Origin of the sequence: Mesorhizobium sp. M1050 (assembly GCF_040318715.1) — a bacterium.
In the GTDB taxonomy this organism is placed as follows: domain Bacteria; phylum Pseudomonadota; class Alphaproteobacteria; order Rhizobiales; family Rhizobiaceae; genus Mesorhizobium.
This window is the reverse complement of the sequence record NZ_JAMYMV010000073.1, coordinates 19102-27960: the sequence shown is the minus strand read 5'-3', so window position 1 is coordinate 27960 and position 8859 is coordinate 19102. Positions and strand designations below refer to the sequence as shown.

General features: G+C 62.0%; 9 protein-coding genes. 4 read left to right on the top strand and 5 right to left on the bottom strand.

All coding sequences use genetic code 11. The features are described from left to right. Positions 1 to 185 (bottom strand): hypothetical protein (locus NKH57_RS28000; protein ID WP_352949275.1); only part of this gene is annotated, 185 nt, incomplete at its 3' end. 226 nt (positions 186 to 411) lie between these two features. Here NKH57_RS28000 and NKH57_RS27995 point away from each other — a divergent pair. Further along, positions 412 to 561 carry a hypothetical protein gene (locus NKH57_RS27995; RefSeq protein WP_245266653.1) on the top strand — a complete coding sequence of 50 codons (150 nt, stop codon included), beginning with the start codon at positions 412 to 414 and terminating at the stop codon, positions 559 to 561. A gap of 143 nt (positions 562 to 704) precedes the next feature. On the opposite strand, the gene NKH57_RS27990 is transcribed toward NKH57_RS27995, so the two are convergent. Continuing rightward, the gene (locus NKH57_RS27990) at positions 705 to 1145 is read right to left on the bottom strand and encodes a DUF2267 domain-containing protein (protein WP_023759820.1); all 441 of its coding nucleotides are present in this window, start codon (positions 1143 to 1145) and stop codon (positions 705 to 707) included. 571 nt (positions 1146 to 1716) lie between these two features. Between NKH57_RS27990 and ku (NKH57_RS27985) the strand changes: the two genes are divergently transcribed. Genes ku (NKH57_RS27985) through NKH57_RS27975 form a run of 3 tightly spaced genes read left to right on the top strand, consistent with a single transcriptional unit; the run spans position 1717 to position 4832 of the window. Continuing rightward, positions 1717 to 2517 (top strand): non-homologous end joining protein Ku, encoded by an 801-nt coding sequence (ku, locus tag NKH57_RS27985; protein ID WP_352949278.1) that lies wholly within the window; start codon positions 1717 to 1719, stop codon positions 2515 to 2517. 51 nt (positions 2518 to 2568) lie between these two features. Further along, complete coding sequence (locus NKH57_RS27980; protein WP_352949271.1) at positions 2569 to 3837, top strand: cytochrome P450; 1269 nt, start codon at positions 2569 to 2571, stop codon at positions 3835 to 3837. Beyond that, entirely contained in the window at positions 3834 to 4832 is a 999-nt protein-coding gene (locus tag NKH57_RS27975) for an ATP-dependent DNA ligase (RefSeq protein WP_352949268.1), read from the top strand. Before NKH57_RS27980 ends, NKH57_RS27975 begins: the two co-directional genes overlap by 4 nt. A gap of 82 nt (positions 4833 to 4914) precedes the next feature. Here NKH57_RS27975 and ligD read toward each other — a convergent pair whose 3' ends face one another. From ligD to NKH57_RS27960, 3 genes are all read right to left on the bottom strand, one after another. Next, positions 4915 to 7458, bottom strand: coding sequence for a DNA ligase D (gene ligD, locus NKH57_RS27970; protein WP_352949265.1), 2544 nt, complete (start codon positions 7456 to 7458; stop codon positions 4915 to 4917). Positions 7459 to 7461: 3 nt separating this feature from the next. Beyond that, complete coding sequence (gene ku / locus NKH57_RS27965) at positions 7462 to 8331, bottom strand: non-homologous end joining protein Ku (RefSeq protein ID WP_352949262.1); 870 nt, start codon at positions 8329 to 8331, stop codon at positions 7462 to 7464. Between the two features lie 250 nt (positions 8332 to 8581). Continuing rightward, positions 8582 to 8782: a hypothetical protein gene (locus NKH57_RS27960; RefSeq protein ID WP_352949259.1), complete on the bottom strand. Its 201-nt coding sequence runs from the start codon at positions 8780 to 8782 to the stop codon at positions 8582 to 8584. Positions 8783 to 8859 lie beyond the last annotated feature (77 nt).

Below are 8859 nucleotides of genomic sequence, written 5' to 3'. Positions count from 1 at the left end.
CGCTGCCGGATGACGAGGAAGAGCGTCTCATTTCGCAGAACCCCTCGAAGCTGGACATCGACGAGCCGTAGAATTCCCTCAGTCGACGGTTGCAGGAAGACGCGCGAAGCAGCGTGGAACGACAGCTTCCAGTCGCTGAGCTGGATAGCGACGCTCTCAAATGCTCTGTGAGAGCGGCTGGTCATTGCGCAGGGGATCGGATGTCAGGACCGACATGCCTCATCTTGTTGATCCTGAAATCCGCATCCTCCGCAGCAAGGACTAGGAGAGAGTCCACAACGAGAATCGTGCCGACGAATAGCGCGGTTCGTGGGAGATTACTGGATACGATGGAGGCAGCAGCCAATGTCACGCGGAAGCAAGAAACAAATCGGAGCGGGTTCACGTGGAAAGGGTTCCGGCACGGGCGCCATGACCATGACGCCGAAGGACAAGCTCAAGGAAAACCAGATCCTGTCTAATCGCGACAAGGCCCAGCATACCCGAGAACGTGGCCTGGATTCCAAACAGGTCGCAACCGAGCAGCGCCAGGACCAGTCTGCCAACCGTTTGCGGGACTGACGGCCCATCGGCGTCCGCAGCGCGCTGGTAACTTGCGAAAAAGAGGATTGGTGGCTTTCCGGGGTGCGGAACCTGCTTCCACTGGTTCGGGAGGCACTGAACGTCTCCTGAGCACCAACTGAAAATGATAGGCTGGTTTAGCGCTATCGGACGCCGACGCTGTCGGGCCAGAGCGCCTGGATTTCCTTCGGCAGTGCATCCCGCACCTTTGCCGACTGGCCAAGGTCGACATGCCGCGCCAGCACCCGAAAGACCGAACGCGCCGCATCCTCGGGGTCGACAGGGCGAATGGTCTTCAATTCCTCACTGATACGCTGCGAGAATTCTTCCAGCGAGCCTGTCTTTTCGGCCTCAGCCGCAGGCCGGTACTGGTCGTAGTAGGCGCCGCGTACCAGCAGCGGCAGCTCAGCGCCCAGTTTGGCGGCGAGCCCGAGTTGCAGCCTGTCCCTTAGCGTCCGCAGGACAGCGCCCAATATGTGCCAGGCAATGCGCCGGTCGGGACCCAGATCGGCCATGATCTCGTCGAGCCAGATGTTGGTGGTCTGCAGCGTCTTGTCGAAGACATCCAAGCCGGTTGCGCTCATCATCGCCTCCTTGCAAACTCATGACCTGGGGCGAAACGATGCTCGGGGACAATTGTTTCGTCACCCGAAGACAAAAATTGTCTGGGGAACCGAGTTCCGGGTCCGGTTTTCCAGCCGGCCGCGTGAAACAGCGATCGGCGATCGAGCCGGAACCTTACCCGAACGGCATTCGTTCTTCGGCCGACGACTGCTCGTTCGCGCCGGTTGGTACCGGCGACAGACCCAGCGTCGCAAGCCGAGGGCCGGCGTCGCGCCGGCAATTCAGCGACCGCCGATAGACCCGTTCGCGATGCCGGATACAAAGGAAATCAAGGCAAACGAAAGCGAGAGCCGGCAGCAGCTCCTGCAGATGATGACGACGGAGCACTTCGTGCTGGAGACCGCCAGGGCCGCCACCATCCAGGAGGCCAACCAGCGTGCCAATCTGTTCTTGACTTCGGTGTCGAGCGCTTCTGGTCAAGGCTCGCTGCCGATGAGGACGGCGATGTTGTCCACGGCCTTCAGTCGCGTGAGACCGGGAACAATCGATCTGTCTGGCGCGTTCGACTGTTTTGCATCTCAAGGTTTCCCAATGGCGCCACGTCCCTTCTGGAAAGGCTATCTGAAGCTCTCGCTGGTCACCTGCCCGGTCGCGATGACGCCCGCTACCACCGAGAGTGAAAAGGTCCGCTTCCACACGCTCAATCGCAAGAGCGGGAACCGCGTCGTCAGCCAGTATGTCGATGCCGTCAGCGGTAAGCCGGTGGCTGAGGACGACGAGGTGAAGGGCTACCAACGCGGCGAGGACGAATTTGTGCTTCTCGAGGATGAGGAGCTCGACGCGGTCGCACTGGAGAGCACGCGGACGATCGATATCGATATGTTCGTCGAGGCCGACAGCATCGGCTGGATCTGGTACGACAAGCCTCACTACCTGACGCCAGACGATCCGGTCGGGGAGGAGGCATTCTCGGTCATTCGCGATGCGATGAAGTCGACCGGAACCGTTGGGATATCGCGGCTGGTGATGTATCGGCGCGAGCGTGCCGTGATGCTGGAGCCGCGCGACAAGGGCATTGTGCTGTGGACGCTTCGCTACGGGGATGAGGTGCGCGACCCCAAGGGCTACTTTGGCCGGATCGGTGAGAGAAAGCCTGACAAGAAGCTGATGGACATGGTCGAGGCCCTGATCGACGAGCGCACCAAGCAATGGGATCCCGCCATGTCGGCAGATCCCGTCCAAGCGCGACTGCTGGAGATCATCGCCTCGAAGAAGAAAGGCAAGAAGCGCCCGGCCAAAGCCAAGGCCGAGGCTGGGCAGCCGCCCAGCAACGTGATCGACATCATGGATGCGCTGCGCAAAAGCATCCGTTCGGAGGCAGGAAAAAAATAGGTCCTTGGAGGAGGAAGGGCAGGATGGCGGCGGCGCAAACGAGGCAAGATCATGAAGGCCATCCCCCATGAACCCGCTTTGGACAATACACTGGCACTGCTTCGCGAAGTCTACGAGTTTATCGGCCGTCGATGCGACCGGCTCAACACCGACATCTTTGCCACGCGCCTGCTGTTGAAAAGGGCGATCTGCGTCCGCGGCGCAAGCGCCGCCGAAATGTTCTATGGCGGCGACCGCTTCACCCGAAACGGTGCGATGCCGCAAACGACGCTGCGACTGCTGCAGGACAAGGGCAGTGTCCAGGGTCTCGACGATGGCGCCCATCGCCACCGCAAGGCAATGTTTCTTTCCTTGCTCCTTGCGGCGGATCCGGTGGAGCGCCTGCGCACGATTTTCCGCGAGGAGTGGCTTGAGGCGCTGAGGCACTGGCAGCGGCGCGGCGAGATCAGCCTGTTCGAAGAGGTGAAGCTCATCCTGACGAGATCCGTCGCGCGATGGTCGGCACTGCCGCTCGACGAAATCAGCGCCGAAGGCCTCTGTCGCGAACTGAGCGGCATGGTCGAGAATGCCGGCGGTTTCGGACCGAGCACGTGGCTTGCACTTTGGCGGCGCCGGCGAACGGAGCGATTTGTCGGCTCCGTGGTACGGCGTATCCGCTCAGGAGAACTCACGCTCGGCGAAAACGCACCGATCCGGATCATAGCCGAGCATCGTGATGAGACAGGAAATCTGCTCGAAATATCGGACGCAGCGGTCGAAATCATCAATATCCTGCGCCCGGTGGTCGCGATCGGCCGCTACATCGTCTTTACCGCCATGGCGCTGAACGAGCAGCAACAATGGGCGGATCGCTTCGCAGCCGGGGATGAGGCCAGCCTTGAAGCGTTCGCCGAAGAGGTGAGACGGCTTTATCCGTTCTTTCCGTTCATCGGCGGCGTCGCCCGGGAGACGTTCGAGTGGCATGGCTACAGGATCGACAAGGGCGCCTGGGTGCTGCTTGATCTCCACGGTACCAATCATGACCCGCGGCGGTTTCCCGCGCCGGACACCTTTTCGCTGGACCGCGACATTGGCTGGCGGATGCAAGGCTTCGATTTCGTACCGCATGGGGGCGGCGACGCTTCGGTTACGCATCGCTGTCCGGGCGAGGCGGTGACAGTCGCGTTGATGAAGGAGGCGATCCGTGTGTTAACCCGATCGATGACCTACGAAATCACCGACAAAGTGTCGCCGCTGGACCTGTCTCGCATACCGGCACTGCCGAAAAAGGGCCTGCGAATGCGCGACATCCGCCGCAGCGACACCGGGGCAGGGCAATGAGCGGCGACTTCGCCTTGCCACCCGACACGCCTCCCATGGAAGCCAAGGCGGCAGACGAAATTCCCGAAGGAGAGGGTTGGCAATATGAGCGCAAATGGGACGGCTTCCGTTGCCTGGCGTTCCGGCAGGGCGAGGCGGTAGATCTGCGTGCGAAATCGGGCAAGCCGCTCGGTCGCTACTTTCCCGAGCTCGTCGCGACATTGAAGGAGCTGCCCTCGCCCCGATTTGTCGCCGATGGCGAGATCGTTGTCTCGGTCGCCGGTAAATTGTCATTCGCCGCGCTGCAGATGCGGCTTCACCCGGCCGCGACGAGGATACGCAAGCTGTCCGTCGAGACGCCGGCCGATCTGATCTTGTTCGATATGCTTTGCGACGAGCATGGACAGCTCACCACGAATCGGACGCTGAAGGAACGCAGGGCGGCGCTCGAGGACTTTGTCGCTTCGGCCGATCGCAAGAACATTCTACTCTCGCATGCTACGCGCGACGTAAGCGAGGCACGTTCCTGGCTGAGCGATGCAGGACATGGATCGACGGACGGCGTCGTCGCCAAGCGGCTGGACGAGCCATACCGGCCAGGCGTGCGGTCGATGGTGAAGGTGAAGCGGCTGCGTTCGGCCGATTGCGTAGTCGGCGGTTTTCGCTATCTCAACAACAGTTCGCAGGTCGGCTCCTTGCTGCTGGGCCTCTATGATGATGCGGGCAAGCTCGATCATGTCGGGTTCACCTCGACAATTGCAAATGACCACAGGGCAGAGCTCACCCGCAAGCTTGAAGCGATGCGCGAACCGCCGGGCTTCACCGGAAAGGCACCGGGTGGGCCGAGCCGCTGGAGCACCGAGCGCAGCAGCGAATGGGAGCCGGTTCGGCCGGAACTGGTGGTGGAAGTTCGATTCGATCATGTGACCGGCGATCGTTTCCGGCACGGGACCAAATTCCTGCGCTGGCGACCGGAAAAGGCGCCAGAGCAGTGCACGTTCGAGCAAATCGCCTAGGGCAATTCCAGGAAAGATGTGGAAACGTTTTGCCACCCGGAATTGCGTCGAGGCAAAGGCGCCTGCTCTGCGTTGATGCTCCTCAAGCCGCTTTCTTGCGCTGACGCTCTTCGATTGGCGCCGCGGCTGTGCGAAAATCTTGCCATGGATCAGAAGACAGCGAGGCAAGCCGGGTTGGGGTGTTTTCCACTGTGAAATAGGCCGGCCCGACGCTGGGGCCGAGTTCGTCCCATGACAGCGGCATCGAAACTGCCGCTCCCGGCCGTGCCCTTGTCGAATAAGGAGCGACTGCGGTGGCACCGCGCTGGTTGCGCAGATAGTCGACGAGGATTTTCCCGCGCCGCTTGGACTTTGTGATGGTCGCGACGTAGCGGCTGGGACTGTCGGAGGCCATGGCGTCCGCGACTCCCTTGGTGAAGGCTTTCACGGCGGGCCATTCGGCTTGCGGCTTCAACGGCGCTACCACATGCAGGCCCTTGCCGCCGGAGGTCTTGAGGAACGGGACAAGCCCTGCTTCCCGCAGCCGCTCGCGTGTCTCGACAGCCGCTTCGGTCATCGCCTCCCAGCTCACGCCCTCGCCGGGGTCGAGATCCATGATGATCGTATCGGGACGCTCCCAGTCGCTCACCATCGACCCCCAGGGGTGAATCTCCAGCGCCGCTGACTGGACGAGACCCATCAAGCCGTCGAGATCGTTGATGCTGATCAGCTTCTCATCCGGCGGATCCCTGGGGTCCTGGACCAGCACGATGTTGGGATTGAGACCCTTCCAGGCATGCTTCTGGAAGAACTGCTCGCCTGAAATGCCGTTGGGGCAGCGCAGCAGTGCCAACGCACGCCCGACCATATAGGGCGACGCATAGCGCCAGACTTCGGCATAATAGTCGGCGAGGCCCTCCTTGGTAACGCCCTGGTCCGGCCAGTAGAGGCGATCGGGATGGGTGAGCTTGACGGTCCGCCGCTGCGGCTGTTCGGTCTCCTTGTTCATCTTCGTCGCCTCGCGGACGATCTCTTTGGCGGGCTTGTCTTCACGCAATCCGCGAAATGAGGCATGGCGAAGATTGCCGTCGGCGGTCCAGGCGCGAAACTCGATCTCGGCGACGAGTTCGGGTCTGACATAACGGACCTGCCGCGCCTCTTCCGCACTGAGCCGCTCGTCGAACGGGCTCGAGGCAACGCGCATGCGCTCGAGCGTCTTGAACAGGTCCTGCGCAACCGCTGCCGTGTATCCAGTGCCGACGCGCCCGACATGGTGAAGCTTGCCTTGGTCATGGACGCCGAGCACGAGCGAGCCGATAGCATTGCGCGAGGTGGTCGAGGGGACATAGCCGGCCACGACGAACTCCTGCCGCGCGGAGCATTTGGACTTGACCCAATTCCTGCCGCGGCCGGAGCGATAGGGCGCATCGCGAAGCTTGGAGACAACGCCTTCGAGGCTCAGCCGGCAGGCATGCCGCAGCACCAGCGCGCCGTTCTCCTCGAAATGCTGGCTGTAACGGATGAGCTCTGGGCCGGCGGCTGTGATCTTTCCCAACAGCTCCTTGCGTTCGGCCAAGGCGACATCGCGCAGATCGTATCCATCGAGATACAGCAGGTCGAAGACGTAGAAGCGAAAGCGATCGTTGCGCCCGGTGCTGAGATCGGCTTGCAGGGCGCCGAAGTCGGATGCGCCGACCGATGTCTCAACCACGAGTTCGCCGTCGATCAGCGCCGTGCCGACGGCAAGTTCGGCCAGTGCCGTAACGATCGCCTTGCCGAACTTCTTCGTCCAGTCGAGGCCGCTGCGCGTCAGCAGCTTCACCCGGCCGGCTTCGATCCTGGCCTGCAGTCGGTAACCGTCGAATTTGATCTCATGCAACCATCGTTGACCTGATGGCGCCGAGGAAACCAGCGTCGCCAGCGTCGGCTCGACGAAATCCGGAAGCGCCGCCTTCCTGGCACCTTTGATGCTGGACGGGTCCGGCACGTCGACAGGGGCGGTCTGCTCTTGGGGCGGGGCGGCCTTTGCGTGCCGGGCACGGGTCTTTCGGATGCGGCCGGTTCTCGATGACCAGCCGGGCTCCTCGCCGGCGATATCTTCGATCTCGCGGCCGGTCAGGACCGATTCCGGACGTTCATCCAGGATGTCGGCCTCGCTCTCATCGCGCGCGGCGTCGTCGTCGCCCTTGATCAGCAGCCAGTTCTCACGTCTTTCCCGCGGCTTTCCGGCCATGCGCACCAGGTGCCACCGGCCGCCAAGTTTCTCGCCATGCAGTTCGAAATCCATTTGGCCCTTGGCGTAGCCACGGCGGGCATCGCCGATCGGGGTCCAGGTGCCCTTGTCCCACAGGAGGACGGCCCCGCCGCCATATTCGCCCTTCGGGATCGTCCCTTCGAAGCCGCCATAGTCCAGGGGATGATCCTCGACATGCACGGCAAGACGCTTTTCGCCGGGGACGAGGCTCGGTCCCTTGGTGACCGCCCAGCTCTTCAGCACGCCATCCATTTCGAGACGGAAGTCGTAATGGAGCCGCGTTGCGGCATGTTTCTGGATGACGAAGCTGTTGCCGGTCTTCGCCGCCTTGCGGCCCTGCGGTTCCGGGGTGATGGAGAAATTGCGCTTCCTGCGATAGGTCTCGAGCGCCATCTGTCAGCCGGCTTTTCGACGCGGTGCGGTTTCCTTTGCCCTCGCGCGCTGCGGTTCCTTGGATTTTGCAACGCCTTTCCGCGCCGTTGGCCCCTTGTCGCCAACGCCTGCACTTTGGCGCAGCGCGTCCATGAGGTCGACGACCTTCTCGCGCTTCGGCTGCTTGCGCGGCTCGATCTTTCTGCCCTCAAGCTTCGCCTTGACGAGTTCGGCGAGCGCCGCCTCGTAGCGGTCGTCGAATGTGGTCGGGTCGAACTTGCCTCGCTTGGTTTTGATGATGTGCTCGGCCAGATCGAGCATCTCGCCCTGGACCTTGATGTCGGGTACGTCCTCGAAGGCGTCGGTCGCCGAGCGCACTTCATAGTCGAAATTGAGCGTGGTCCCGATCAGGCCATCGTCATAGACGCGGATAAGCAAGGTGCGGACGCGCCGGAACAGAACCGTTTGGGCGATGGCGGCGACTTTCTTCCGACGCATGCCTTCACGGATGAGCGTGAATGCCTCTTCGCCATGCTTGTCCGAAGGAGCTAGGTAGTAGGGTTTGTCGAAATACACGTCGTCGACGCCCGAGCAGCCGACGAAGGCCGAGACCGACAGTGTCTTGTCGCTTTCGGGGACGGCGGCGGCGACCTCGTCGGGCTCGACCACGACATACTCGCCCGAACCTGTCTCATAACCCTTGACCTGCTCGTCCTTCTCCACCGGCTTACCGGTCTCGCTATCGACGAACTCGCGATGAACCCTGTGGCCGGTCGCGCGGTTTACCGTGTGAAAGGCGATCCGCTCGGAAGTCGAGGCGGCGGTGTAGAGCGCCACCGGGCAGCTGAGCTCCCCTACCTTCAGGAAACCTTTCCAATTTGCCTTGGGCGCCAAGATACTGCCTCGCTGGTCCAACACGTGATGAGGTGCAACGTGGCGGCGCCGGGATTTGTTCCTGGAGATAAACAATCATGCCATTCGATCGCTGGCCGCCACCTGCAAGCCCTCTCTTCGCGCGCCTGCCGAATGGTCTCGTACCGCCTGGCGAAAACCTTGGAAGCAGTGTCGGGCCGCGAAGGAGTCGCGCCCGTGAGAGCGGCGGAACATCAACGAGGCGCCGGTGGTTCGTCGGCTCATGCCGATGTTACGGACCTCCGGCCATGGAGCCGACGACCACCATAACCAGCGCGTCGACGTCGATCTCACCATCGACGACTATTTTATCGCCATCCCGTCGAACCTTGAGTTTCGACGGGTTTTCGGCCGCCTGCCTTTCGAGTTCCTCTATCACTCCGGTGATCGCCTTGACCTCGAGCGGTCGCGCTTTCATATCGCTGGCACCCATTCCAGAACACTCCTTCTTTTGGCTTGGGATAATGCTTGAATTCGCATTCGAAGCGACCCCATGGGATGCGGCGGATG

Coding starts and splice junctions, on each gene's coding strand:
- ku (WP_352949278.1), top strand. CDS start 1,717: ATGGCGCCACGTCCCTTCTGGAAAGGCTATCTGAAGCTCTCGCTGGTC.
- NKH57_RS27960 (WP_352949259.1), bottom strand. CDS start 8,782: ATGGGTGCCAGCGATATGAAAGCGCGACCGCTCGAGGTCAAGGCGATC.
- NKH57_RS27980 (WP_352949271.1), top strand. CDS start 2,569: ATGAAGGCCATCCCCCATGAACCCGCTTTGGACAATACACTGGCACTG.
- NKH57_RS27990 (WP_023759820.1), bottom strand. CDS start 1,145: ATGAGCGCAACCGGCTTGGATGTCTTCGACAAGACGCTGCAGACCACC.
- NKH57_RS27975 (WP_352949268.1), top strand. CDS start 3,834: ATGAGCGGCGACTTCGCCTTGCCACCCGACACGCCTCCCATGGAAGCC.
- NKH57_RS27995 (WP_245266653.1), top strand. CDS start 412: ATGACCATGACGCCGAAGGACAAGCTCAAGGAAAACCAGATCCTGTCT.
- ligD (WP_352949265.1), bottom strand. CDS start 7,458: ATGGCGCTCGAGACCTATCGCAGGAAGCGCAATTTCTCCATCACCCCG.